This window comes from Modicisalibacter xianhensis, from assembly GCF_900113605.1.
Lineage (GTDB): Bacteria > Pseudomonadota > Gammaproteobacteria > Pseudomonadales > Halomonadaceae > Modicisalibacter > Modicisalibacter xianhensis.
In genome coordinates this window covers 1-22,394 of record NZ_FOPY01000017.1, presented here as the reverse complement: position 1 = coordinate 22,394, position 22,394 = coordinate 1, and the positions used below count along the sequence as shown (strand labels likewise).

General features: G+C 62.4%; 25 protein-coding genes and 1 pseudogene. 6 read left to right on the top strand and 20 right to left on the bottom strand.

What is annotated here, in order from left to right; translation table 11 throughout:
• Positions 1 to 88 precede the first annotated feature (88 nt).
• Positions 89 to 868, top strand: coding sequence for a ribonuclease T2 family protein (locus BM194_RS17505; protein WP_092849507.1), 780 nt, complete (start codon positions 89 to 91; stop codon positions 866 to 868).
• Here the strand turns inward: BM194_RS17505 and BM194_RS17500 are convergent.
• Positions 865 to 1,776 carry a nuclease-related domain-containing protein gene (locus tag BM194_RS17500; RefSeq protein WP_092849505.1) on the bottom strand — a complete coding sequence of 304 codons (912 nt, stop codon included), beginning with the start codon at positions 1,774 to 1,776 and terminating at the stop codon, positions 865 to 867. The genes BM194_RS17505 and BM194_RS17500 overlap by 4 nt on opposite strands.
• Before the next feature lie 158 nt (positions 1,777 to 1,934).
• On the opposite strand from BM194_RS17500, the gene BM194_RS17495 reads away from it, so the two are divergent.
• Positions 1,935 to 2,807, top strand: coding sequence for an NAD-dependent protein deacetylase (locus BM194_RS17495; protein WP_177223460.1), 873 nt, complete (start codon positions 1,935 to 1,937; stop codon positions 2,805 to 2,807).
• Between the two features lie 125 nt (positions 2,808 to 2,932).
• Here the strand turns inward: BM194_RS17495 and BM194_RS17490 are convergent, their stop codons facing one another.
• The 12 genes from BM194_RS17490 to BM194_RS17435 form a co-directional block, all read right to left on the bottom strand.
• The gene (locus BM194_RS17490; RefSeq protein WP_092849503.1) at positions 2,933 to 3,931 is read right to left on the bottom strand and encodes an aldo/keto reductase; all 999 of its coding nucleotides are present in this window, start codon (positions 3,929 to 3,931) and stop codon (positions 2,933 to 2,935) included.
• Positions 3,932 to 4,009: 78 nt separating this feature from the next.
• Positions 4,010 to 4,423: a YbaY family lipoprotein gene (locus BM194_RS17485; RefSeq protein WP_177223459.1), complete on the bottom strand. Its 414-nt coding sequence runs from the start codon at positions 4,421 to 4,423 to the stop codon at positions 4,010 to 4,012.
• 50 nt (positions 4,424 to 4,473) lie between these two features.
• Complete coding sequence (locus BM194_RS17480) at positions 4,474 to 4,848, bottom strand: translation initiation factor Sui1 (protein ID WP_092849499.1); 375 nt, start codon at positions 4,846 to 4,848, stop codon at positions 4,474 to 4,476.
• Between the two features lie 84 nt (positions 4,849 to 4,932).
• Positions 4,933 to 5,607: an HAD family hydrolase gene (locus BM194_RS17475; RefSeq protein ID WP_092849497.1), complete on the bottom strand. Its 675-nt coding sequence runs from the start codon at positions 5,605 to 5,607 to the stop codon at positions 4,933 to 4,935.
• A gap of 220 nt (positions 5,608 to 5,827) precedes the next feature.
• Positions 5,828 to 7,135, bottom strand: a complete 1,308-nt coding sequence (locus tag BM194_RS17470; RefSeq protein WP_092849495.1) for a TRAP transporter large permease — start codon at positions 7,133 to 7,135, stop codon at positions 5,828 to 5,830.
• A complete protein-coding gene (locus BM194_RS17465) occupies positions 7,132 to 7,716 on the bottom strand; it encodes a TRAP transporter small permease (protein WP_092849493.1) in 585 nt (194 codons plus the stop codon). The genes BM194_RS17470 and BM194_RS17465 overlap by 4 nt, the downstream gene beginning before the upstream one ends.
• A gap of 58 nt (positions 7,717 to 7,774) precedes the next feature.
• Positions 7,775 to 8,800: a TRAP transporter substrate-binding protein gene (locus BM194_RS17460; RefSeq protein ID WP_092849491.1), complete on the bottom strand. Its 1,026-nt coding sequence runs from the start codon at positions 8,798 to 8,800 to the stop codon at positions 7,775 to 7,777.
• A gap of 35 nt (positions 8,801 to 8,835) precedes the next feature.
• Entirely contained in the window at positions 8,836 to 9,927 is a 1,092-nt protein-coding gene (locus tag BM194_RS17455) for a LacI family DNA-binding transcriptional regulator (protein WP_092849489.1), read from the bottom strand.
• 188 nt (positions 9,928 to 10,115) lie between these two features.
• A complete protein-coding gene (locus BM194_RS17450) occupies positions 10,116 to 11,105 on the bottom strand; it encodes a 2-hydroxyacid dehydrogenase (RefSeq protein WP_092849487.1) in 990 nt (329 codons plus the stop codon).
• Positions 11,106 to 11,130: 25 nt separating this feature from the next.
• On the bottom strand, positions 11,131 to 12,099 hold the full coding sequence (locus BM194_RS17445; RefSeq protein WP_092849485.1) for a sugar kinase: 969 nt from the start codon (positions 12,097 to 12,099) through the stop codon (positions 11,131 to 11,133).
• Positions 12,100 to 12,133: 34 nt separating this feature from the next.
• The gene (locus BM194_RS17440) at positions 12,134 to 12,925 is read right to left on the bottom strand and encodes a sugar phosphate isomerase/epimerase family protein (RefSeq protein WP_092849482.1); all 792 of its coding nucleotides are present in this window, start codon (positions 12,923 to 12,925) and stop codon (positions 12,134 to 12,136) included.
• A gap of 28 nt (positions 12,926 to 12,953) precedes the next feature.
• Positions 12,954 to 13,985 carry a LacI family DNA-binding transcriptional regulator gene (locus tag BM194_RS17435; protein WP_092849480.1) on the bottom strand — a complete coding sequence of 344 codons (1,032 nt, stop codon included), beginning with the start codon at positions 13,983 to 13,985 and terminating at the stop codon, positions 12,954 to 12,956.
• Between the two features lie 170 nt (positions 13,986 to 14,155).
• On the opposite strand from BM194_RS17435, the gene BM194_RS17430 reads away from it, so the two are divergent.
• Complete coding sequence (locus BM194_RS17430) at positions 14,156 to 14,956, top strand: HpcH/HpaI aldolase family protein (RefSeq protein ID WP_092849478.1); 801 nt, start codon at positions 14,156 to 14,158, stop codon at positions 14,954 to 14,956.
• Here BM194_RS17430 and BM194_RS17425 read toward each other — a convergent pair.
• The 4 genes from BM194_RS17425 to BM194_RS17410 form a co-directional block, all read right to left on the bottom strand.
• Positions 14,950 to 15,684: an LrgB family protein gene (locus BM194_RS17425; RefSeq protein WP_092849476.1), complete on the bottom strand. Its 735-nt coding sequence runs from the start codon at positions 15,682 to 15,684 to the stop codon at positions 14,950 to 14,952. The two genes, BM194_RS17430 and BM194_RS17425, sit on opposite strands and share 7 nt — an antisense overlap.
• Positions 15,677 to 16,039: a CidA/LrgA family protein gene (locus BM194_RS17420; RefSeq protein ID WP_092849574.1), complete on the bottom strand. Its 363-nt coding sequence runs from the start codon at positions 16,037 to 16,039 to the stop codon at positions 15,677 to 15,679. The genes BM194_RS17425 and BM194_RS17420 overlap by 8 nt, the downstream gene beginning before the upstream one ends.
• A 114-nt stretch (positions 16,040 to 16,153) precedes the next feature.
• Positions 16,154 to 16,735: a COG4315 family predicted lipoprotein gene (locus tag BM194_RS17415; RefSeq protein ID WP_177223458.1), complete on the bottom strand. Its 582-nt coding sequence runs from the start codon at positions 16,733 to 16,735 to the stop codon at positions 16,154 to 16,156.
• Between the two features lie 106 nt (positions 16,736 to 16,841).
• Entirely contained in the window at positions 16,842 to 17,201 is a 360-nt protein-coding gene (locus BM194_RS17410) for a hypothetical protein (RefSeq protein WP_092849470.1), read from the bottom strand.
• A gap of 160 nt (positions 17,202 to 17,361) precedes the next feature.
• On the opposite strand from BM194_RS17410, the gene BM194_RS17405 reads away from it, so the two are divergent.
• A complete protein-coding gene (locus tag BM194_RS17405; RefSeq protein ID WP_092849466.1) occupies positions 17,362 to 17,649 on the top strand; it encodes a DUF4235 domain-containing protein in 288 nt (95 codons plus the stop codon).
• Position 17,650: 1 nt separating this feature from the next.
• Here the strand turns inward: BM194_RS17405 and BM194_RS17400 are convergent, their stop codons facing one another.
• A complete protein-coding gene (locus BM194_RS17400; protein WP_092849462.1) occupies positions 17,651 to 19,048 on the bottom strand; it encodes an SLC13 family permease in 1,398 nt (465 codons plus the stop codon).
• A 138-nt stretch (positions 19,049 to 19,186) separates the two neighbouring features.
• Between BM194_RS17400 and BM194_RS17395 the strand changes: the two genes are divergently transcribed.
• Positions 19,187 to 20,107, top strand: coding sequence for a D-2-hydroxyacid dehydrogenase family protein (locus BM194_RS17395; protein ID WP_092849459.1), 921 nt, complete (start codon positions 19,187 to 19,189; stop codon positions 20,105 to 20,107).
• 67 nt (positions 20,108 to 20,174) lie between these two features.
• On the opposite strand, the pseudogene BM194_RS17390 reads toward BM194_RS17395, so the two are convergent.
• Positions 20,175 to 20,357: pseudogene (locus tag BM194_RS17390) on the bottom strand (fructose-1,6-bisphosphate aldolase); the annotation flags it as partial.
• 25 nt (positions 20,358 to 20,382) lie between these two features.
• Complete coding sequence (locus BM194_RS20510; RefSeq protein ID WP_143097620.1) at positions 20,383 to 21,210, bottom strand: hypothetical protein; 828 nt, start codon at positions 21,208 to 21,210, stop codon at positions 20,383 to 20,385.
• Positions 21,211 to 21,259: 49 nt separating this feature from the next.
• On the opposite strand from BM194_RS20510, the gene BM194_RS17385 reads away from it, so the two are divergent.
• Positions 21,260 to 22,258 (top strand): IS5 family transposase, encoded by a 999-nt coding sequence (locus BM194_RS17385; RefSeq protein ID WP_092849456.1) that lies wholly within the window; start codon positions 21,260 to 21,262, stop codon positions 22,256 to 22,258.
• Positions 22,259 to 22,394 lie beyond the last annotated feature (136 nt).

The following is a 22,394-nucleotide window of genomic DNA, read 5'->3' as shown; positions in this document are numbered from 1 at the left end:
GCGCCGGCGACAAGTCTCGAAGAGTCGACTTTTTTCGAGGGTTATCGCGGCACGAAGGCCAGGCGGTAACAACGAGGAGCAACCTGAAATGATGCGTTGGAAATACGGCTTGGGCGGCGTGGGGCTCGTGCTATGGAGCTTGCTGAGCGGCCCGGTGACGGCTGACGAGACAACACTCGCGGCCGAGGGGGTCGCGCACTATACATTGGCGCTGACCTGGCATCCCGGCTTCTGCCAGACCCAGGGTAACCCGCCACGGGAATGCCGCGAGCCATCGCTACAGGCGGGTGCGGACGATGGCTTCGTGCTGCATGGCTTGTGGCCGTCGCTGCCCGAGCGCTTTGCCGACGACGGAGTGACCCGCCAGCGCTGGTGGGAAAAGGGCTGTTTTCTCGAACGGCCGCGCGCCGATGGCGGTTTCTGCCGCGCCCATGCCCCGTTCGATTTCGAGGATTCGCTCGATGATGCACTCGACCGCGCCATGCCGGGGCGTGCCAGTTGCCTGGACCGTTACGAGTACGCCAAGCATGCTGCTTGCCTGTCGCTGCCCGCCGAGGCCTATTTCGACAAGGCGCTCGATCTGCTCGAACTCGTCAATGCCAGCGCTTTCGTCGACTACGTGATGATCCACCGTGGTAGCGAGGTGCCGCGCAACGCCTTGATCCAGGCTTTCGAGGCGGCATTCGGTGAGGGCACCGGGCGGGCCTTGAGCCTGCAATGCAATGGCCGAGGCAATCGTGTGCTGACCGAAGTGCGCATCGGTATCGATGCCGAGCGACTCGACGACTTTCCTCAGTCGTCAAGCCTGGTGCCCCTGCGGCGCGGGCGTTGCGCGCCCCGGGTCGGCATTTCGGCGTTGAGTCACTAGATGGAGGGGCGCTCGAGGCGGCGATTGTCCAACAGCGCTCCCCGGCGCTCCAATGCACGAGCGATACGGTCGTGGATGGTGTCGCTGAGCTGGCCCAGGCGCGCTTCGGCCAGCAGCTTGGCCAAGCCTTCACCGCTGACCACGACCAGATCGGCAGGCGAATGCTCGTTGTCGATCTGCCAACCCGGTAAAACAAGGACGCCGCGCACCGGGACGTCAACGCCGCACTCGCGAGCCAGCCAATGTTGCATCCAGCAGGCCGCCTGGCGCGTCTTGCGCAGTGGTTGGCGCTCGCTCCAGCCGGGGAAACGCAGGCGTTCGCTTTCCACCGCCACCGTGCTTTGGGGCTCGCCGCTGGGGCTGAGCGGATGGGTGCGCGCCCGGGTTTCGATCACGAAGACGCCGTGTGGCGTCAGCGCGACGTGGTCGATGGTGAAGGTATCGCTGGGAATGTCATGAAAGACGAAGTAGGGATGGGCTTCGGGGCGGATCAGGCGCTCGAGTTCCTGCCCGACGGCCAGTTCGCAGGCCAGGCCGAGCTTGATACGCCGGATGTGCTGATAGTCGCGCATCAGCAGGAAACTGAACAGCAGGGCCAATACGGTAGTCAGCAGGCCATAGAGCATCCACTCCAGCCAGTTCTGGTGTGGGGCGAACAGCATGCGGCCCATGCCGTAGACCATGGGCGTGAGCACGGCGATTGGCCCCAGGGCGCCATTGAGGAACAGGCGGGCGAAGGCGCGGTCGAGCCGGTTGCGCAACGCCTGGCCCGGCTCGCGCAGCAGGTGGGCATCGAACGGCGAGCGCACCCGGGCATCATGCAGGTTGCGCAGGACCAGCACGACGACCGTGCCGGCCCCGAGCGGGGCCAGGAAGATCAGCGGTAACAGGTATTCCAGCCAGGCCATCGCGTATCCTTGCCCGAGGTGAATCGAACGCTCATTCTAGCCAAGCGCACGGGCAGGGGCCATGCGTAACGACGACGGCAAACTACTCTAGGTTATTGTGGTCTCAAGACCTCGAGCGCACGCTGCGCTCATACCGTGATTCAGCCGATAAGATCAGCATGCTCTCGACCAACGATTCCTCGCCGCAGGGTGCCCCCATCGCCTTGCCGGGCGCCGGTAGCCAGGCGCTGCACGATTTTCTCCAGCAGTATCCCCGCCTGATGGTGCTGACCGGGGCCGGGGTGAGTACCGAATGCGGCATTCCCGATTATCGCGACACTCGTGGCGAGTGGAAGCGTAAACCGCCGGTGCAGCATCAGGCATTCATGGGAAGCCTGGCCACACGTCAGCGTTACTGGGCGCGCAGCCTGGTGGGGTTTCGGGCCATCGAAGAAGCCCGGCCTGGACCGGCCCACCATGCCCTGGCACGCCTGGAAGCGTTGGGGCATGTCACGGCACTGGTCACCCAGAACGTCGATGGCCTGCATCAGCGTGCGGGCTCGCGCCGGGTGATCGACCTTCACGGGCGTGCCGAGATGGTGCGCTGCATGGGCTGCGGCAGTCAGCGTATGCGTTACCACGTACATGCCGAGCTGGCCGCCAGCAATCCCGCCTGGCTCGGTCTCGATGCTGCCGTCGGCCCCGATGGCGATGCTGACCTCGATGGCCTGGATTTCTCGACATTCAGAGTGCTCGACTGCACGCGTTGCGGTACCGGTGTGCTCAAGCCGGACGTGGTGTTCTTCGGCGACAGCGTGCCGCGCGATCGCGTCGAGGCGGCGTTCGCAGCGCTCGATGCCGCCGATGCGCTACTGGTCGTCGGCTCATCGCTGATGGTCTATTCAGGGTACCGCTTCGCCCGCCAGGCAGCCCACGACGGCAAGCCCATCGCCTGTCTGAACCTGGGGCGCACCCGGGCGGACGAACTGTACGATCTCAAGGTCGAGGCTTCGGTGGGTGAGACGCTCGAGCAGTTGATGATGCGGCTATGATGCCACTGTGATTCACGTTTTCCCGACTCATGTCGCTATCGGCATTGAAACCACGCTCTGAGCGGCCTCCAGTCAAAAACGCCCGGCCACTGACTGGCCGGGCGTTTGCGTTTCAGAGCGCGGTATCAGACGTCGCGGGTTGGCGGTGCCATGAACTCGGGGCCGACCGGGTCCGTGACGTGCTCGTCGACGATGCGCTCGATCTCGCTGACATCCTCGGCGCTCAATTGCCAGTCGGCAATGCCTGACACGGGATCGACCTGATCCGGGCGGCGTGCGCCCCACAGGGCAATGCCGTTGTCGTGGCGGTCGAGCAGCCAGCGTACCGCCAGTTCCAGTACACGCTTGCCATGACGCTCCTGGGCGAAGCGATCCAGGGCATCGACCGCAGCCAGGTATTGATCGAAACGCGGTTGCTGAAACTTGGGATCGTTGTTGCGCAGGTCGTCTCCATTGAAGGCGGAATCGCGGTGCATCTTGCCCGACAGCAGTCCGCGACACAGCGCCCCGTAGGTCAGCATGGTCAGCCCCTGGCGCTTGGCATAGGGAATGATGTCGCGTTCTGCCTCGCGCTCGAACAGGTTCAGGGGAGGCTGGACGGTATGCAGCGGGGCGACTTCCCGAAAGGCATCGCACTGCTCGGGAGAGAAGTTGCTGACCCCGATGGCGCGGATCTTGCCGTCGCGGTATAGCCGATCCATGGTGCGGGCGGTCTCTTCCATCGGCGTCTTGGGATCGGGCCAGTGTACCTGATAGAGATCGATGGCCTCGACGCCCAGCCGGCGTAGCGAATCCTCGACCTCTTGCTCGATCCGGGCCTGGGTGGCATTGCGTACCACGGCTGCAATGCCTTCACCCCATTCCAGTGCGGCCTTGGTGGCGATAACCACCTTGTCACGCTGGCCGGACTCGGCAAGCGCCTTGCCGACGACTTCCTCGGCATGGCCGAAGCCATAGGCCGGTGCCGTGTCGATCAGCGTAATGCCACGATCCAGCGCGGCATGAATGGTGCGAATGGCCTGGGCATCGTCGGTGCCTCCCCATTGGCGTCCGCCCATGGCCCACGTGCCCAATCCGATGCGTGAAGTGTTGATGCCGGTATTCGCTATTTCCAGGGTCTGCATGTCTTGTCTCGCTCCATGACGTCGATGAATAACGTACACAAGCGTGGCCAGATTCGGGCTGTCTGACAAGTTAAGCCGCTAACGGTCGACCCGTTCGATGGCGATGGATATGTCGCTGTCCGGCGCATCGCCGGTCAGCACGGGCACAGGCTCGGGCGTGGTATAGAGCAGGCGCCCACCGCTACGGATGTCGGCACGCAGTAAATAGATATTGCCTTGGTCTATGGCCTCGGCATCGTAGCGCAGGATGACCGGAATGGGACCGTCACCGAGGCGTACGTAGTTGGCTTCGGCCACCAGGTTGGCCCCGACCTGGCTTGCGTTTTCCAGTTGTACGCTGAGTTCGGCATCGGGTGGCAACGTCAGGAGGGAATCCGAAACCACCTGGGCGTCGAGCGTTGCAAGGCGTGGGCCACTCGCGCAAGCACTGAGAATGACTGCCAGGACAACAGCCAGCGTGAGCAGCCAGGCGTTACGAACACGAAAAGGCATGTCTTGGGCTCCTGAGGTTTCGCCGGGTAGCGTGCCGGTCATGCGTGGGCTCAGCCGCCGGCGAGCTTCACCGTGTAGCCACGGGTTTCGAGTTCGGCCTTGAGTACCTGGCGATGGTCGCCCTGGATCTCGATCACGCCCTCCTTGACGGCGCCTCCGGTGCCGCAGCGCTTCTTGAGTTCCTTCGCCAGGGCCTTGAGTTCGGGCTCGGCCATTGGCACGCCGCTGACGGTAGTCACGCCCTTGCCCTTGCGTCCGCTGGTCTCGCGGCGGATACGTACAATGCCATCGAGGCTGGCGATGCGTTCGGCATCGGCTCGCGCGCTGCATTCGCATTCGGCGAGCGGCTGGCGGCATTTGGGGCAGGTCTCGCCATGCTCGGTGGAGTAGACCAGGCCGCGCAGCTGGTCCTGAAGGGAAGCCATAACAACTCCTGTCACTAGCGGTTCATCGACGCGATGATAGCGTAGCTGGTGACAGGCAGCGACGCCCGAAGGCGTCGCTTGGCATTACTTGGCGGCCACGGCTTCGAGCTGGTCGAGTCTGGCGATGATGCCCGGCAGTTGAGCCATGTCGGTCATGCGGATCGCGCCCCGTGGCGTCGACTCGCCGAAACGGTTGATATGGATCACGCGCATGCCGGCACGCAGTCCGGCGGTGACACCCACGGCGGCGTCATCGATCACCACGCACTGTTCGGGCTCGTAGCCCATGCTGCGAGCGGCGTGCAAAAACAGGAATGGTTCGGGCTTCCAAGCGTTCAGGGTATAGGCACTGAACAGCCGATCCTCGAAGTAAGGGCGCAAGCCGGTGCTATCGAGAGCAGTACGAATCTTGTGCTCTGGGCCGTTGGAGGCCACACAGCGGGGATGATCGGCAAGCAGGTCCAGGGTCTCGCGAACGTTGGGAATGATCTGCAACTCGCGTTTCATGCGCTCGGCCAAGGTGCTGCGCATCTCGGTCTCTGCGGCGGAGCGGATATCGTCATCGACGCTGCCATGGCGGCGTTCAAGCTCGGCGACGATGTTCATGAAGCGTACGCCACGAAACTCTTCCATGTACTGATCGGTCGAGAAGGGCAGGCCGGCACGGGGCAGGACATCGGCCATGACCTGGCCGAGCAGGGGTTCGCTGTCTACGAGTGTTCCGTCACAGTCGAATAACAGACACAGGGGTTGTGACATGGTGACCTCTTACGGTCTTTCTTGAGCTTACTAGCCTTGTTCTTCTGTTATCGGCGGGCGAAGCCCAGCATTGAGGGTGAATTTCACGACTTTACGAACAGCGTTCACTAACAGCGTAGCTTATCTCGTCGCGCTTCTCACATCTAGACCGAAAGTCTAAGAGCAAGTTCGATTCAAAGGAAGCGCCCGGGCGCGGGGCCCGGGGCATGCCAGCATCGGTTCAGACGAAGTCCGGGGTCAGCCAGCGTGGTACGGAGAGAATCAGTTCGGGGAACAGGATCAGCAGCACGATGACTACCAGCATCACGGCCAGGTAGAGCAGCGTCGTGGCCAACGCCTTGAGCAGCGGAATACCTCCGATCTTGGCCGATATCATCAGGCACAGGCCATAGGGAGGCGTGATCAGACCCAGACCCAGCGCCATGACGCCGATCACGCCGAACTGCACCGGGTGTACGCCGGCCTGCATTGCCAGCGGCTGAAAGATCGGGGCCAGAATCGCCATGGCCGGCAGCGAATCCATGAAGGTACCGACCAGCAGCATCACTGCGGCCATGATCACCAGCAAGACGATGGGGTCGGTGATATTGACCCCGGCCATCAGCTTGGGCGGAATCTGGTAGAAGCTGATCAGGTAACCGAAAATGGCAGCCCCCACCAGGCTGAACAGCGACAGCGAACACAGCCGGACGGTGCTGGTCGAGGCGTCCAGCACATGCTTGACGGTCAGTTCGCGGTAGACGAAAAAGCCCAGTGCCATGGCGTAGAGCACGGCAATCACCGCGGCTTCGGTGGGGGTGACCAGGCCCAGGGTGATCCCGCCTATGATGACGATGGGAATTCCCGCAGCGAGCAGACCGTCCTTGCCCGAACTCATCAGTTGCGAGAATGAGGCGCGCTGGCGCACCGGCACGTCGTAGCGGCGTACGTAGATCAAGTTGAGCAACAGTTGTGCAACGCCGATCATCACGCCGGGCACGATGCCGCCCAGGAACAGGCCGGCAATCGAAGTGTTGGTCAGTGCTCCCCACACGATCATGTTGATCGAGGGCGGAATGATGATGCCCATCACCGACGAGGCGGCAGTGACCGCTACCGCAAAGCGTACTGGGTAGCCCTCGCGCTTCATGGCGGGAATCAGCACCGTTCCAACCCCGGCGCTGTCGGCAGTGGATGAGCCCGAGACCCCGGCGAACAGCATGCTGACCAGCACGTTGACATGGGCCAATGCGCCCTTGAAGTGGCCGACCAGGCGCATGCACAACGTAATCAGCCGGTCGGTGATATGCGCCGAGTTCATCAGGTTGCCGGCCAGCAGAAACAGCGGTACGGCGAGCAGCACGAACGAGTCCATGCCGTTGTACATGCGCTGGAACATGACCCAGAAGGTCAGGCGCGGATCGAGCAGGATCACGCCGAAGGCGGTGAGTACCAGCGACATGGCGATGGGCACACCGGCAACGATCAGCACACCGAGCAGGGCGAACAGCAGCCACGGCAGAATGAAGACCCAATCCATCGGCATCATGACGACGTTCCTCTCTCGATGGTGTCGAGTCGGGCGTCGTCGATATGGGTGACTTCATCCAACTCGTTGGGGGTGTTCAGGGCGGATTCCATGGACTTCATGCCGTGCAGGGCGGTATGCAGCAGGCGCTCCAGGCTGAACAGCACGATGAACACGCCACTAACGACGAACACCGAGTAGACATAGATCATCGGCAGTTTCGAGGCGGTGGCCTTGCGGCGCAGGCCGGAAAGCGCAAAGTCCTTGCCGTAGACTATGAAGATCACGCCCACTGCCAGGCAGGCCAAGTCGCGAAACAGACGGGTGGCAGTGTCGGGGCGCGAGCCGCGTGGGAAGGCCTCGAGCACGAAGTGATCGGCGTGGTACACGCCGATGGCGGTACCCAGCATGATCAGCCACTGGAAGGCGAAGCGGCTGAATTCCTCGGTCCAGTAGAGCCGGGGCAGCAGTGGCAGGTTGCGGCTGACGATCTGGTAGATGATCAGCGCAATGAAGCCCATCAGCAACGCCAGCAGTACCAGGTGGAGCACGCGTTCCAGTCCGCGGTTGAGCCGGGAAAGGCCGGCAAGCAGGGAACCCATGGCGTCGTTCCTCATGGCGAGTGAAGGGAGCGGGGCGCAAGCGCGCCCCGCAACGTGGTTACGCCTGACCGGCGTTGACGATCATCTGATGCAGCTCGTTGAGCTCCATGTCGTCGATGACCTGCTGCAGCGGCTCGGAAACGATCTCCTTCATGCGTTCGCGATCCAGCGGGTACAGCGTTGCACCTTCCTGCTCGAGGGTCTTGAGGGCCTCGGCGTCCTGCTCGAGCTGGACCTGGCGAGCATAGCTGGCCGCTTCCTGCGCGGCGGCCATGACGGCCTTCTTCTGGCTGTCGTCGAGCCGGTCCCAGCTCATCTGCGACATGGTCAGCAGGCGAACGGTGATGTCGTGCTCCGAAAGGCCGATGTGTGGCGCCACCTCATGAAAGCCCATGCGTTCGATCCACTCGGCTTCGTTGAGCAGGCCGTCGATGGCACCGAGCTGTAGCCCGGTGTAGATCTCCTTCCAGGCCATGACCGTCGGCTCGGTGCCCAGGGCCTTCCAGGCCACGATCAAGGGCTCGGTGGGATTGGTGCGCAGCTTCATGCCTTCGAGGTCGTCGAGATTCTCGAGTGGGCGGGTACTGACGATCTGGCGCTTGCCGCCCCCGAAGAAGGCCAGCACCTTGACGTCGGTTTCCTCCTCGATACGGTCGGCGATCTCACGACCTACCTCCCCATCAAGCACGGTGCGCCAATGGTCGACGTCACGGTACATGAAGGGGATCGAGAACACGTTGGCGGTGTGTGAGAAGTCGGTGATCAAGCCGGGGTTGATGATCGACAGGTCCAGCGCGCCGGCCATCTGCTGCTCGAACATCTCGGTTTCGTGACCGAGTACCGAGTTGCCCATGATGGTGACGCCGACATCACCATCGGTCTTTTCGGCGAGCAGCGCCTTGAACTTCTCCGCACCTGCCTGATAGGCGGTGTCCTCGGTACCGCCGTGGCCGAATCGCAACTCTACAGCCTGGGCAGTGGAGGCCAGGCCCAGGCCGGCCGCCAGAACGCTTCCGGCCAGCAGCCCCTTGGCCAGGTGGGTAAATGGCTTGAGCTGATTTGGATCGATCCATTTTCTGAACATGAGAGCACCTCTTGTTGTTGTCTGCGCTTGGCAGATCAGTCTTGCGTGACGAGTGGCTTGGCGTGACGGGAGTGCGTAGAAGGCCGATGGGCTCCGCAGGATTCCCGTACCTGGAGTCGGGGCGACAGCACGACTTGCTCCCGCGCCCCGTCGGGATTGGCGATACGGCGAAGCGCCAGGCGGGCGGCCTCTTCGCCGATGGCATGGGGATGGGTGGCAACGCTGGTCAGGGCCGGATCGCTGAGCGCCGTTTCCTCGACATCGTCGGTACCGATCACTGCGCAATCGATACCGGGCCTCAAGCCCAGGCGTTTGAGGCCGAGCATGGCGCCGAACGCCATCAGGTCGTTGTGGCAGATCACCGCCGTGGGCGGTGTCGGTTCGTCCATCAGGGCCAGGATAGCGTCGAAACCGGCCTGGCGGGTCAATGCGGTGCGCAGGCAGCGGGTCTGCTCCAGGCCGTGATCGGCCATGGCGGCAAAATAGCCCTGCCAGCGTGCGCGGGTGGCGGAGTGCTCGGCCTGGCCGCCGAGGAAAGCGATGTGGCGATGACCGAGCGCCACTAGATGGTTCACCGCCTGGCGGACGCCCTGCTCGAAGTCGGTACCGGCATAATCGAAAGGCGGCTGCCCCACGTGTCGTAGTACCTGGACACAGGGCAGACGCCACTCCTGCAGGGTCTCGATGAGCTGGGGCTCGGTGCCTTCGGCGGGGCACAACAGGATGGCGTCGACACGATGTTCGCGCATGCGTTCCAGAAAGCGCTGCTGCCGGGCCGGGGAGTCTTCGCTATTGGTCAGAAACGAGACATAGTTCTGGCGGTTGAGTACGGCATCGATGCCGGCCACCATGGCGCCGAAAAACGGATTGGCGATGTCGTAGACCACGACGCCCAGGGTTTGCGTGCGGCTGCCGCGCAGGGCGGCGGCTCCGCGATTGTAGACGTAGCCCAGTGCCTTGATCGATGCCTGCACCTTTTCACGCGTACGCTCGGCCACCAGCGGGCTTTCGCGCAACACCAGCGAGACCGTCGAACGGGAGACGCCGGCATGTGCGGCGATGTCCTGCAAGGTCACACTGCCATCGCGCAGAGAAGCGGCTTGCGAATTGTCGTTGTCCTGGGCCATCTAAGCTCCGGAGCCGAGATTTTTTGGATGGGTCTAAATCTAGGTGAGAGGCTTGGATTAACCAATGCGCCTTTAGTGGCATAGAGGCTGGTGCGCTGTGGTCGTATTGCACGGGGACGCGCGGGAACAAGTTGCTGGCATGGCCGGAGCGTCACCGCCCCGGCCAGCTGACAGGGATGGGAGTGGCTTTAGCTTTGCCGACGTGAGTCCCAGGCAGGTTCGTTTACCAGGCTGATCGGGCGCTCGCCGGTGAGGGCCAGAGTAATGTTGTCAACGGCTCGCTGGGCCATGGCGGTGCGCGTCTCGTGGGTTGCCGAGCCGATGTGCGGCAGCGCGACCACGTTGGCCATGTGCGGCAGGGGCGAGTCGGCAGGCAGCGGCTCCTGCTCGAAGACGTCGAGGCCCGCCCCACGAATCTGGCCATCGTCCAGGGCCTGGATCAGGGCCGGCTCATCGACCACCTTGCCACGAGCAATGTTGATGAAGATTGCGCTCGACTTCATGCGCGCGAACTGCTCGGCACCGAACAGGTGGGTGGTCTCGGCAGTCAGCGGCACGGTGACACAGACGAAGTCGGCCTGCTCGAGCAATTCCTCCATCTCGCATCGGCGGGCACCGAGCGATGCTTCAAGCTCGGGCTTGGGCGAGGCATAGCTGTAAAGCACATTCATGCCGAAGCCCAGGGCGCCACGCCGTGCCACGGCCGCGCCGATACGTCCCATGCCGACCATGCCCAGCGTCTTGCCATGCACGTCGCAGCCGAACTGGGCTTCGCCGATGCTTTCCTTCCAGTCGCCCCGCTTGACGAATTCTGCCAGTTCCACCACGCGCCGGGCTGTGGCCATGATCAGCGAGAAACCGGTGTCGGCAGTGGTCTCGGTGAGCACGTCGGGGGTATTGCAGAGCAGGATACTGCGCCGGGTCAGTTCGTCGACAGGATAGTTGTCATAGCCCACCGAGATACTGGCGATGGCCTCGAGATGCGGCGCCTCGTCGAGGAGTTCGGGCGTGATCTTCAGGCTGGCCCCGACCAGGCCGTGAGCCTCCGCCAGAGCCTCGCGGAAGCCGGGATCGTCGACGCCCTCGAGCGAGGGAAAGTAGTCGACATGGAACTGCTCACGCAACTGGGCGATCTGCTGTTCGTTGAGGCGGCGAAAGGCGACGATGCGTTTTTTCATTGTGGGAGTCCAGGTTGTTGTCGGTTCAGTCCAGTGCTGGAAGCTTGGCTTCGAGTGCAGTCAGCGTGTCGCGATGGGGCAGGCCTTCCATGTCGCCGGGTACCTGCACCGCCAACGAGCCGATCAGGTTGCCACGACGTACCGCGGCGCGCGCCGACAAGCCGTCGAGCAGTGCGCTGACCATGCCCACGGCGAATCCATCACCGGCCCCCACGGTATCGATGACCTCATCGACCTTGAAGCCCTCGACGGTGAAGCTTTCGTCGTGACTGCGATAGAAACCGCCTTCGGGGCCGAGCTTGATGATCACTGCCTTGGCGCCCCGGTCGAGATAGAAGCCGGCGATGTCATGTGCGCTCTCCAGCCCGGTCAGACGGCGGCCCTCGGCGAGTCCCGGCAGTACCCAGTCCGCTTTGGCGGCGAGGTCGTTGATGGTCTCGCACATTTCCCGTTCGCTCTTCCATAAGCTGGGTCGCAGGTTGGGGTCGAAGGAAATGCTGGCCTTGGCCTCGCGGGCGCGCTCGAGCATATGCACTGACAGTTCGCGCGCCGAGGCCGACAGGGCAGGAGGAATGCCGGTGGCATGCAGGTGGCGTACCGCCGGGAACGCCACCGAGGCGGCATCCGCCGTGGACAGGAAGCTGGCTGCGCTGCCGCGGCGTATGTATTCCACGTGGGGGTCCTCGCCACGCTCGGCGCGGGTCTTGAAGACCAGGCCCGTCGCATGGTCGGGGTCGTGCTGCAGATGTCGGCAATCGAGGCCTTCGGCTTCCAGGGTACGCTGGATGAAACGGCCGAAGCTGTCGTCGCCGACACGGCTGAGCCAGCCGACATGGAAGCCCAGGCGGGCGAAGCCGATGGCGACATTGGTATCGGCGCCGGCAATACCGCGCCGGAAGCGCTCGACCTCGGCCAGGTCGCCGGTCGTCTCGGCGGCGAACAGGGTCATGGCTTCACCGAAGGTCAGTATCTCGGGGGCGGTCTGTCGTGTCATGGGAACTCCTGAAGATGGCACGTATTCGTGCCTGCTATAGGGTGGCCAGGCGCTCGAGCTGCTGACGGGTCAGCGCGATGAGGTCAGGGCCTTGCAGGGGGTACTCGATGGCACGCGGAACGCTAGGAGGAAACTGTGCCATGAGCGGTTGCCATTCGGCCAATGTCGCGTCGTCCGGCACGCAGGCACTGAACCGGTCGCCTTGCGCGTGCGTTCCCTTGCAATGAACGTAGCGTACATGGCGCCCCAGTCGTCGGGCGGCTGGTATGGCGTGCTCCCCGGTCCAGCGCCAGTTGCCGATATCGAACGTCATTGCCAGCGGGCAATCGGCACGCTCGGCGTCGGTAAGAAAGGCAGCCAGGGGTGTCAGTGTCCCGCCCTCCGGCGTCTGATCGTTCTCGACCATGACCAGCGAGACGGCGGCTGCGCCCAGAACGCGATTCATGGCTCTCCAGGCGCTGGTTTCTCCAAGCTCGTAACGACCCAGCGAGAACTTGATGGCACTGGCGCCCAGCGCCCCGGCTTCGGCCAGGCGGAGGGCGATGTTCGGATGCGGGGTATCGTCCTGCCAGAGCGCATCCGCGGCGGAGTAGACCACGCCGAGGCCATGGTCGGCACAGGCCCGGCCCAGGCCGGCAAAATCGTCGAACCCGTCGGTCAGCAGCTCACGGCGGATCTCCACCGCATCGGCGCCGGCCTCCGCCAGCCATGACAGAATGCCCGCTTGGCCATGGCGCAGGATCACATCGTGCCCGTAGGCCGAAGCAGCGACCCCGAGGGAAGGGCGTCCGGGACGGTATGGGAACGTTACCATTGCATCTTGCATGGATTACCTTCGACTCCTGATGAGTGCGTTATCGGTGCGTCGAGCCACGCGCGATCAGGCGTGCGGCATATTCGGTGCGTCGCGGCGGTGCCTGGCGGCCTGGGGGCGCGAGACGTTGCATCAAGCTTTCCACCGCAGCCTGGCCGATGGCTTCGGTCGGTTGGGCCAGGGTGGTTATGCCGGGGCCGGCCAACGCGCACCAGTCGAGTTCGTCGATACCCAGCAGGCCGGTCTCGCCCAGGCTCACCCCCAGGGCATTCAAGGCATGCGCCACCTGCAGGGTGACGTTGCCGTTGGCGCACAGGATGGCTCGCGGCGCCGGGCTTTCTCGGGACACAAACCCGTGCAGTGCCTGGCGCAGTGCGTCGCTATCGCGCTGCATGGCAAGGCAGGCCGTCTCGCCGGTGAGTTCCGGCGCCTGGGCCAGGCGCTGACGGAAGCGTTCCAGCCGTCGCTGACGCGAACTGGCACCCTCGGGCGGCTCGCTCACGTAAAGCACGTTGCGATAGCCCCGCTCCAGCAGGTGATCCATTGCCATGTCGATGGCACCAGCATTGTCGAGACCCACCACATCGGCGTCGACGTCGCTCAGGCTGCGGTCGAGCAGCACGATCGGCGTGCCTTGCTCGGCCAGGGCCTTGAGTTCGGCGCTTGGCCGTCCGGCGGCGTTGATGACCACGCCCTCGACACGATACGACGCCAGCAGGGCCAGGTGATTGCGCTCCTGGTCCGGATCGTTGTCGGTATTGCAGACCAGCAGCGAGAAGCCGCGGGCACGGCAGGCCTGCTCCACACTATGCAGTACAGTCACTGAGAACGGATTGCGAATGTCCGCCACCAGCATGCCGATCAGCTTCGAACGACCGCCCTTGAGCCCACGTGCCATCTGGTTGGGACGATAGCCCAGCCGTTGGATGGCGGCGGCAATACGCGCCTGCATGGCCGGTGACAGACGATGGCGCTCCCCACCCAGGTAGCGGGACACACTGGTCTTGGAGACACCGGCATCGCGCGCGACTTCGAGAATGGTGGAGTGCGAGGCAGCAGGTAACGACGACATGTGGAGTCCAGAGATCTATGGAACCGTTCCCATCCTAGGCATATCGCCGAGTGTGGGCAATTTAGCTGAGGTAGACGTTAGTCGTGTCGTGCGGGATTTTCTCGCCATTCACAGCCATAGCGGACACACTGAAGCTGGTATCCTTTCATACAGTCAGCGAGAACGAGACCATGGAATTGCCTCCCAACCTGTTCAAGGCGGCAGTCGCGCGTGGCGGCCCGCAATATGGCATCTGGGCCGGTTTCGGCACCGGCTATGCGGCCGAACTGTGCGCCACGGCAGGCTATGACTGGATGGTGATCGACGGCGAGCATGCGCCTAACACGGTGCCCTCGATCCTGGCACAACTTCAAGCGGTGGCGCCGTATACCACCGCACCCGTGGTGCGTGCGGTCAACGATGATCCGGCATTGATCAAGCAATTGCTCGACGTGGGCGCCCAGACGTTAATGGTGCCGATGGTCGAAACTGCCGAGCAGGCTCGCGCTCTGGTACGCGCCATGCGCTATTCCCCCCATGGCATGCGCGGCGTGGGGGGCGCCCTTGTGCGCGCCTCGCGCTGGGGCGACGTCGTCGACTACATGGCACGGGCGCATGAGGAACTGTGTCTGATCGTGCAGGTGGAGACGCAGCTGGGCGTGGAAAACGTCGAGGCGATCGCCGCCGTGGAGGGCGTGGATGCGGTCTTCGTGGGGCCGATGGACCTGTCGGCCGCCCTGGGCTTTCCCGGTGAGCCGAACCACCCCGACGTCCAGCGACATATCGAACACGCCATCCAGGCGACGCTGGCCGCGGGCAAGGCTTGTGGCATCCTGGCGCCACTCGAGGAAGACGCCCGCCGCTATGCCGCGCTGGGCTGCCACTTCATCGCCGTGGCGCTGGATATCATCCTGCTGCGCCAGGCGGCGGTGGACACCCTGGCGCGCTATCGCAGCGACACGTCGTCCACCGAGCCGTCGGCCGGTTACTGACCGGCGATCAGCGCCCAGGCCAGCGGCAGGAACAGGGCGGTGAAGATACCGGTGAGCCCCATGCCCAGCGAGGCGAAGGCGCCGGCAGTGGGACTGATCTCGAAGGCACGCACCGTGCCGATGGCGTGGCCGTTGATGCCCAGCACGAAGCCGAGAACGCGTTCGTCGCGCACGCCTAGGCGCGGGGCGAACAGGCTGACCGCCAGTGTCGTGACCACGCCGGTGGCCAGCAGGCCTCCCATCAGCACCGAAGCCGAGCCACCGGTCTGGTCGATGATGCCAAGAGCGATGGGTGCGGTCACCGACTTGGGCGCTAACGAGGCGATGACCTCGCGCGAGGCGCCCAAGGCCCAGGCCAGCCCGGCGGCATAGGTTGCCGCCAGCATCGCGGCCGGCGGCAGGGTGAGAAGCACGGGGCGCCACAACGCACGGATGTGGTGGAATTGTTGGAAAAGCGGTACGCCCAGCGCCACCGTGGCCGGGCCGAGCAGCAGCATCAACCAGGCTGCCCCTTCCCGGTAGTGGGCAAAATCGATATCGAATCCCCACAGGATCACGGCGACAATGGCACTGGCGATCAGCACCGGTGGGCACCAGCTGGGCTGTTTGAGCCGGCGGAACACATGCGTGCCGAGCATGAATGCCAGCAGGGTTATGGCAATCGCCGGCAGCGGTGTCTCGAGCAGGTGTGCCGGCAGGGCCTGCCAGCGCTGGATCAGCTCAGTCATGGGGTGACTCCTGGGGCGTCGGCATGAAGCGTGCCATCAGCCATAGCGTTGTCAGCACGCTCAGCAACGTGCCGGCGACCAGGCTGCCGGCAATTGCCAGCCACTGCCCGGCAAGCTCCTCGCCCAGGAAATAGATACCCACCACACCGGGCATGATCAGCATGGTCAAAAAGGCGATCAGCGATTGGCTAGCCATGCCGAGGTCCTTGTTGACGCTGCCACGCAGCATCAGAAACAGCGTCATCAGGATCATCCCGACCACGCCGCCACTGACGGGCCAGTCGAGAATGAAGGCGAGCGATTCGCCGAGCAGATAGAAACCGGTAAGCAGCAGAAAGCCCCGAAGCAACGACATGGCAGCACCACGGAAGTCAACGAAGCCGGGAATGGTAGCAGACGAACGGAAGCGATGGGGAAAGGAACGTGTCGGACGGCGGTGATGCCCGACACGTTGGCACGCGATCAAACCTTAGGTGTCGTAATCCGCTCCTTCGACGTCCTCGGTGCGGTCGTGAACCTCCTGGCCTCGGCTGGCGGGCTCCTCTCCGCGGCCGGGCGCGATCTCCATGGGTGAATCGCCGCTACGCTGCCCTTGGGTGATCGGTTGGCCCTCGGGCGAGACCAGATACCAATGGCCTCCCATGTTGCGAATGTTCTGGCCAAGCGCATCGCCGGCCTGCTTGTCGCCCTTGAAGTAATACAACGGCCAGCCGGCATACGTGACCTGCTGGATATCGCCTTCACGCCGGATGATGCCGAGCTTGTCGGCATCGATGCCTTCACCGGCCTCGGGGGGGCGGTTCGTGGTATAGGGTGGCCAGGCATTGGCACAGGCGTCGTGGCAGGTACTCTGACCACCTTGGGCGTCCTGATCGAACATGTACAGGCTCATGCCTTCATGGTCGGTCAGGTACGCGCCGTACGCTTTCTGTTCCACGGCCCGGACCATGGTCTCGTCGGGATCCTCCTGGGCCTGACCTAGGGCGGAAAGCGCCAGCAGGCCCGCGGCCAGTGACGTGACAAAAAGGTTGCGATGTGCAGCGTGGCTCATGCCGTTCTCCTTTCCATGGTGATGGCGATGCATTACCTGTATTCACTGTAGGAAGGCGTGGCAGGTCCTACCAAGCGTCAGGTCAAGAAGAACGCGATTAGCCCCTTCAGCGACGCCGGGAAAGTCGACGGGAATTGGCGGTGGTCCGGCGGTGCAGGGGGAGCAAGGCACTACGGCCGGTGACCCACCAAGGGGCGTAGCTGCCGGCAGCCATGTTGAACATGGCCTTCTGCAGGGCCATGCCGACTTCCATGCCCGCCTCGAGTTTTTCGGTCACCATACGCTGGTTTTCCTTGATCATTTTTGCGCTGTGCGGCGCCTGGGTATACCAGAGCTGATTGCGCATGGCGATGGTGGCGAGCGAGGTCGTCCACAGTTCGAACGACATGACTCCGACTTTCCAGATATCGAAGAAAGCGGCCGGTGAAAACGCGGTAAGTGCGTGAGTATGTGAGGACTTGCTCATGGTTTGGCTCCTGATACAAGGGAACATCATAGTAAAACGCCAAGACTAGCCCCATTGTTAGGCTAATTTTTGCTGCGCTGCAATAACCTAGGTTTCGGCATGATGCTCGACACACGTCTACGCTGACTTGGCATACCTTTCACTAAATCAGGAGCTAATCATGCGAGAAGACAGACTCTGGTCATTACTGAGCACGGGTGTGGCAATCGCTGCCGGGGTGACGGCGCGCAAGTGTGCCGTCAAGGCCTATGAACGCCAGATGGGCAAGCCGCCCATGGATCCCGACGACCCCGACGTGCAATGGCGCGATGCCCTGGTGTGGGGCGCAGCGACCGGCCTGCTGGCGGGTGTGGCACGTGTTGTCGGTCGGCGTGCCGGCCAGGAAGCCGTGCGCCGGGTCCAGGGCACGAGTCGGGCACGTAGAATGCTGGAAAAGCTGGAGCCTTGAATCATACCCAGCCCAGCACTTGCCACCACAGATAATCGAGCGGCCAGAGCAGGACTATGCTTGCTGCTGCCATGATCAGGCAGACCCGTGTTACCTCGCGCAGTGACAGCTTGGCCATGAGAATCCCGACGATTAGCGGGGGCGCCTGATAAGGCAGCAGCACGGTCGAGAAGCCCACGGCTTGGGTCATGTAGATGGCGTCTGCCGACCAGCCTGTGATCTTGGCCAGTTCCGGGGCCAACGGGGTCAGGACGGCCGGCACACCGGGAAGCGTGATCAATGTGCCCAAGGCTGTGGCCAAGCCCGAGAGCATGCCGAATACCTGCCAGTCGGTTGCCGTCGACAACGGCAACAGCGTCAGCACGCCTTCGGCGATCCGATCGCCAAGGCCGCTGTCATGGGCCAGTGCGCCCAGGCTGACGATACCGGCGACATACACGAAAGGCTCGAAGTTCAACGACTGCATCGGTTTGTCGGGCATCAGCCCGGTACCGGGAAACAGGCAGGCCAGGGCGGCGAGCATGCCGATCCAGGCCGGGGAAATGCCGTGCCAGCTATCCGTGAACCACAGTACGACGGCGATGCCCAACAGCAGCGCCAAGGCACGTTCATGCCATCCCAGCGAGTCGCTATCGGGCGTGGGCCGGGAAAGGGGAGTCGGATCGCTATCGGGATAGAGTTTCAGTAACAGCCCCGTCAGTAGTATCGCCTTCAGCAGGCCGAGCACGGGGAAGTGCAGCAGCAGGTAGCCGCTGTAGGTCGGCGGCTCGCCGAGAACGGCTTCGGCCGCTCCCATCAGCACGGTATTGGGCACGTTGGCAGGCAGAATGGCATAGGTGGGCAGAAAGGTACCCATGATCCCGCCCAGGATGATGCCGGTGCGTCCTTGGCGGCCGGGTGCGTAGCCGAGATGATCGGCCAGCGTGATCAGGATCGGTACCATCAGCACGATGCGCCCCATGCCCGACGGCATGACGAACGCCATCAGCACCCCCAGCGTTACCACGCCGACGATCGCCGTGGTATACGACGACGAGAGTCGGGGCCCTACCCGGTTGGCCAGGTGGTTGCCCAGTCCGGTGTGATGGATGGCCCCACCGATAACCAGCCCCGAGAACACCAGCCAGGTCGCCGCCGAGGCGAAGCCTTCGAACACCGTACCGGCCGGAGCGACGCCGGCGACCGTACACAGCGTGAAGAACACGAATGCCGTCAGCCACTGGGGTAGCCAGCCCGTGGCCCACAGTGCAATGGAAAGCGCAATGATAACGCTGGCCCGCCATAGCATAGGCTCTGCCGGACCCAACAGCAGGTAGCCCAGAACGGCGAGCATGGCGGCCAGACAGGCACCGTGACGCAGCGTTAGCGAAGGATGAAGAGACTGGGAAGATGAAACCATGCTATGTCCTACGCATCGAAAGGTGGCTCCGCGAAACGGCAAGGGCCGAAGTGTAGCAGGCAAACCATCCGGCTCGTACTGTGTCGTAGGCAGTTGGCGTTTTCCCCGCCCCGTTACCCCGACTTTATGAGGTTCGCCATGAAAATTGCCATTCTCGATGATTATCAGGATGCGGTACGTACATTGGATGCCTTCGCTCGTCTCGCCGGGCATGAGGTGCTGGTCTTCAACGATACCTGCCGTGACCCGCAAGCGTTGGCCGAGCGGCTGGTCGGCGTCGAGGGGCTGGTACTGATTCGCGAGCGCACGCGCATCGACGAAGCGTTGCTGTCGCGTCTGCCCGACCTGAAAGTAATCAGCCAGACCGGCGGCGGCGCTGCCCACATCGACAGGCAGGCCTGCGAGCGTCATGGCGTGCAGGTCGTCACCGGGACCGGGCTGCCGCACGCCGCTGCGGAATTGACCTGGGCGCTGGTATTGGCGACGGCACGCCACCTGCCCCAGGAGGTCGAAAACCTCAAGGCCGGGCGCTGGCAGCGCACGCTGGGGGCTGCCCTGCATGGCCGCACCCTGGGCATCTTCGGGCTGGGGCGAATCGGTAGCCTGGTGGCTCGCTATGGGCAGGCGTTCGGTATGTCGGTGCTGGTATGGGGCCGCGAGGGCTCGCAGGAGCGGGCACGCGATGCGGGGCTCGATGTGGCCGACAGTCAGCGTGACCTGTTCGAACGCGCCGACGTGCTATGCCTGCACCTGCGCCTCAACGATGACACGCGCGGCATCGTCGGCGCCGAGGATCTGGCTGCGATGTCGCCCGATGGCATGCTGATCAACACCAGCCGTGCCGAACTGATCGGCCCCGGCGTGCTTGAAGCGGCGCTACGCCAGGGGCGGCCGGGGCGCGCCGGGGTCGATGTCTTCGAGCGGGAGCCACTGCTCGAGCATCCCATGCTGGCGCTGCCCAATCTCGTCGCGACTCCGCATCTGGGCTATGTGGAGAAGGATACCTACGAGCGCTACTTCGCCGATGCCTTCGACAACCTGCTGGCTGCGATGCAGTGATCGACAGCCTGTCAGGTAAAAAAGCCCCTTCAAATGAAGGGGCTTGGGAATCGAGCCTGGGGAACGCTCAGTTCACCTGCGGGTCCAGTTCGCCGCGCGCGTAGCGCTCGAACATGGCATCCAGGCTGAGCGGCTTGATCCGGCTGGCATTGCCGGCGGTGCCGAAGGCTTCGTAGCGGGCGATACACAGCTCGCGCATCGCGCTGACCGATTCCTTGAGGTACTTGCGCGGGTCGAGCTCGGCCGGGTGTGGCTAACGCTATTGCGCAACCAATTTAGGCTATAGGGAAGTTCTTTATATCTTCTAGAGTTAAATATCGCGAACAGACTCCTTTTGTAAATATGCTCTTCCACTGATCTGCTTTTTTTGAACTCCATGCCCTTATAAAAATATCCATGCTTCTTTTGTCATTAAAATCAAGGGAGAAAATGCAATCGCTTGTAGGTATTTCGTAAGGCGATGTCTCTACAATTTTTCCTGCGCTTCGTTTACCTACGCGGCAAATAAGGATCTTATTTTTTGAAGATTGAACTTTGCTATATTGACTTATGCTGCCAACTAAGCCAGTAGAGTGATAAAAAGGGTTTCCAACTTCATGTAGTTTTTTTGCGCTTAGCCTGCCGCGTGTAATAATGGCTATATCTCCTAGTATGGTATTTCTTACCATAGAAGTGGCCGAATTCCACATGGCGTCAGTTATTACTTTTGGGCTTATTTCTTGGTGATTAATATAGCCCACTGAGTTGATGGAGATATTTTTTATTTCTGTTTTTTTGTGTTTGCTGGGAAGGGAGTTCTTTATATACGCAATGCACACTTTTGCTTCGGTTTTTAAAAACTTTTCCTCGCAAAAAATAATTTTTTCAATAGTGTGTTTCTTTTTTATTAACGAAGTAAACCATTCGTTTCTTACACCTGTGAAAAGGGTTTCAGGAAGGATGGCGCAAAGATATCCACCTTTTTTTAAGAGGTGTAAGGAATTTAAGATAAAATGGGTTTCTGATCTGAAAGAAAAGTACGGAGTGTCAGGTATAGTTGGGTGAGGATGACTGGTTTTATAGGAAACGCTGCATAAATCCCACTGCAGCTGCCTGATCAACACCGACGGGGTAAAATCTGGCCACACCGCCACCGTCTGACAGAGCCACCCGATGAAGCAGATCTCGTTCGCCCAGGCAGAGCATCAGAACAAGAAGAAGGTTACCCGCCGCGAGCGGTTCCTGGCCCAGATGGATGCCCTGGTGCCTTGGCAACAGCTGATCGAGGCGCTGTCGTCATCCTACTTCCCCAACGCAGCGGGCAAGCGCGGCAGGCCACCCATCGGCCTGGAGCGTATGCTGCGGATCTACTTCCTGCAGCAGTGGTACGCACTTGCCGATGAGGCCCTCGAAGATGCCATCTACGACAGCCAGGCCATGCGTGACTTCATTGGTATCGATCTGGCCGTCGAGAGCGTGCCGGACGCAACCACTTTGCTGCGCTTCCGCCACCTGCTGGAGAAGCATGCTCTAACCCAGCGGATTTTCGAGGAAATCAACGCCAGCCTGGCTGAGCAAGGCCTGTTCATGCGCGAGGGCACCATCGTCGACGCCACCATTGTGGCAGCCGCGCATTCCACCAAGAACAAGGCCAGGCAGCGTGACCCCGAGATGAAGCAGACCAGGAAGGGCAACCAGTATTTCTTTGGCATGAAGGCCCATATCGGCGTCGATGCAGTCACCGGACTGACCCACAGTGTTGCCGCCACCTCGGCCAACGTTGCCGATGTCACCATGGCCGGTGCTCTGGTCCGGGAGGATGACAAGCGGGTATACGGCGACGCGGGTTACACCGGCTTGTGGAAGTATCTGGACGAAGAGAAGGATGCCCCGGACTCTCGATGCTGTATCGCTGCCAAGCGCGGCACCCTCAAGAAGATGGAGGATAGCTCCGTGAAGACGCTGTTGCTGGCAATTGAGAAGGCCAAGGCCAGCATCCGAGCCAAGGTGGAGCACCCGTTTCATGTCATCAAGAACCTCTTCGGCTACCGGAAGGTTCGCTACAGGGGGCTGGCCAAGAACCAGGCGCAGTTGTTCACCCTGTTCGCCCTCGGCAACCTGGTGCTAGCGGGAAGATGTCAGGGGCATGCTAACGGGGCTAGTGCGTCTTGAATTTGGCTTGGCAGCCGGAAAACCCGGTTGCCAGGAAAACAGGCCACTTGACGCGGTCATGTAAAGACTGCTGAGACGATAATCTGGTCAGGCTGAACGGTTCAGCTGAACAGAACTGAATTGTTCAGCGGTTCCT

Excerpts from the sequence above, each read along its gene's own strand:
- BM194_RS17385 (WP_092849456.1), top strand. The coding sequence starts at position 21,260 with ATGAAGCAGATCTCGTTCGCCCAGGCAGAGCATCAGAACAAGAAGAAG.
- BM194_RS17485 (WP_177223459.1), bottom strand. The coding sequence starts at position 4,423 with ATGCCTTTTCGTGTTCGTAACGCCTGGCTGCTCACGCTGGCTGTTGTC.
- BM194_RS17480 (WP_092849499.1), bottom strand. The coding sequence starts at position 4,848 with ATGGCTTCCCTTCAGGACCAGCTGCGCGGCCTGGTCTACTCCACCGAG.
- BM194_RS17500 (WP_092849505.1), bottom strand. The coding sequence starts at position 1,776 with ATGGCCTGGCTGGAATACCTGTTACCGCTGATCTTCCTGGCCCCGCTC.
- BM194_RS17405 (WP_092849466.1), top strand. The coding sequence starts at position 17,362 with ATGCGAGAAGACAGACTCTGGTCATTACTGAGCACGGGTGTGGCAATC.
- BM194_RS17395 (WP_092849459.1), top strand. The coding sequence starts at position 19,187 with ATGAAAATTGCCATTCTCGATGATTATCAGGATGCGGTACGTACATTG.
- BM194_RS17475 (WP_092849497.1), bottom strand. The coding sequence starts at position 5,607 with ATGTCACAACCCCTGTGTCTGTTATTCGACTGTGACGGAACACTCGTA.
- BM194_RS17455 (WP_092849489.1), bottom strand. The coding sequence starts at position 9,927 with ATGGCCCAGGACAACGACAATTCGCAAGCCGCTTCTCTGCGCGATGGC.
- BM194_RS17445 (WP_092849485.1), bottom strand. The coding sequence starts at position 12,099 with ATGACACGACAGACCGCCCCCGAGATACTGACCTTCGGTGAAGCCATG.
- BM194_RS17435 (WP_092849480.1), bottom strand. The coding sequence starts at position 13,985 with ATGTCGTCGTTACCTGCTGCCTCGCACTCCACCATTCTCGAAGTCGCG.
- BM194_RS17460 (WP_092849491.1), bottom strand. The coding sequence starts at position 8,800 with ATGTTCAGAAAATGGATCGATCCAAATCAGCTCAAGCCATTTACCCAC.
- BM194_RS17440 (WP_092849482.1), bottom strand. The coding sequence starts at position 12,925 with ATGCAAGATGCAATGGTAACGTTCCCATACCGTCCCGGACGCCCTTCC.
- BM194_RS17450 (WP_092849487.1), bottom strand. The coding sequence starts at position 11,105 with ATGAAAAAACGCATCGTCGCCTTTCGCCGCCTCAACGAACAGCAGATC.
- BM194_RS17420 (WP_092849574.1), bottom strand. The coding sequence starts at position 16,039 with ATGTCGTTGCTTCGGGGCTTTCTGCTGCTTACCGGTTTCTATCTGCTC.
- BM194_RS17430 (WP_092849478.1), top strand. The coding sequence starts at position 14,156 with ATGGAATTGCCTCCCAACCTGTTCAAGGCGGCAGTCGCGCGTGGCGGC.
- BM194_RS17465 (WP_092849493.1), bottom strand. The coding sequence starts at position 7,716 with ATGGGTTCCCTGCTTGCCGGCCTTTCCCGGCTCAACCGCGGACTGGAA.
- BM194_RS17505 (WP_092849507.1), top strand. The coding sequence starts at position 89 with ATGATGCGTTGGAAATACGGCTTGGGCGGCGTGGGGCTCGTGCTATGG.
- BM194_RS17415 (WP_177223458.1), bottom strand. The coding sequence starts at position 16,735 with ATGAGCCACGCTGCACATCGCAACCTTTTTGTCACGTCACTGGCCGCG.
- BM194_RS17495 (WP_177223460.1), top strand. The coding sequence starts at position 1,935 with ATGCTCTCGACCAACGATTCCTCGCCGCAGGGTGCCCCCATCGCCTTG.
- BM194_RS17470 (WP_092849495.1), bottom strand. The coding sequence starts at position 7,135 with ATGATGCCGATGGATTGGGTCTTCATTCTGCCGTGGCTGCTGTTCGCC.
- BM194_RS17425 (WP_092849476.1), bottom strand. The coding sequence starts at position 15,684 with ATGACTGAGCTGATCCAGCGCTGGCAGGCCCTGCCGGCACACCTGCTC.
- BM194_RS17490 (WP_092849503.1), bottom strand. The coding sequence starts at position 3,931 with ATGCAGACCCTGGAAATAGCGAATACCGGCATCAACACTTCACGCATC.
- BM194_RS17410 (WP_092849470.1), bottom strand. The coding sequence starts at position 17,201 with ATGAGCAAGTCCTCACATACTCACGCACTTACCGCGTTTTCACCGGCC.
- BM194_RS17400 (WP_092849462.1), bottom strand. The coding sequence starts at position 19,048 with ATGGTTTCATCTTCCCAGTCTCTTCATCCTTCGCTAACGCTGCGTCAC.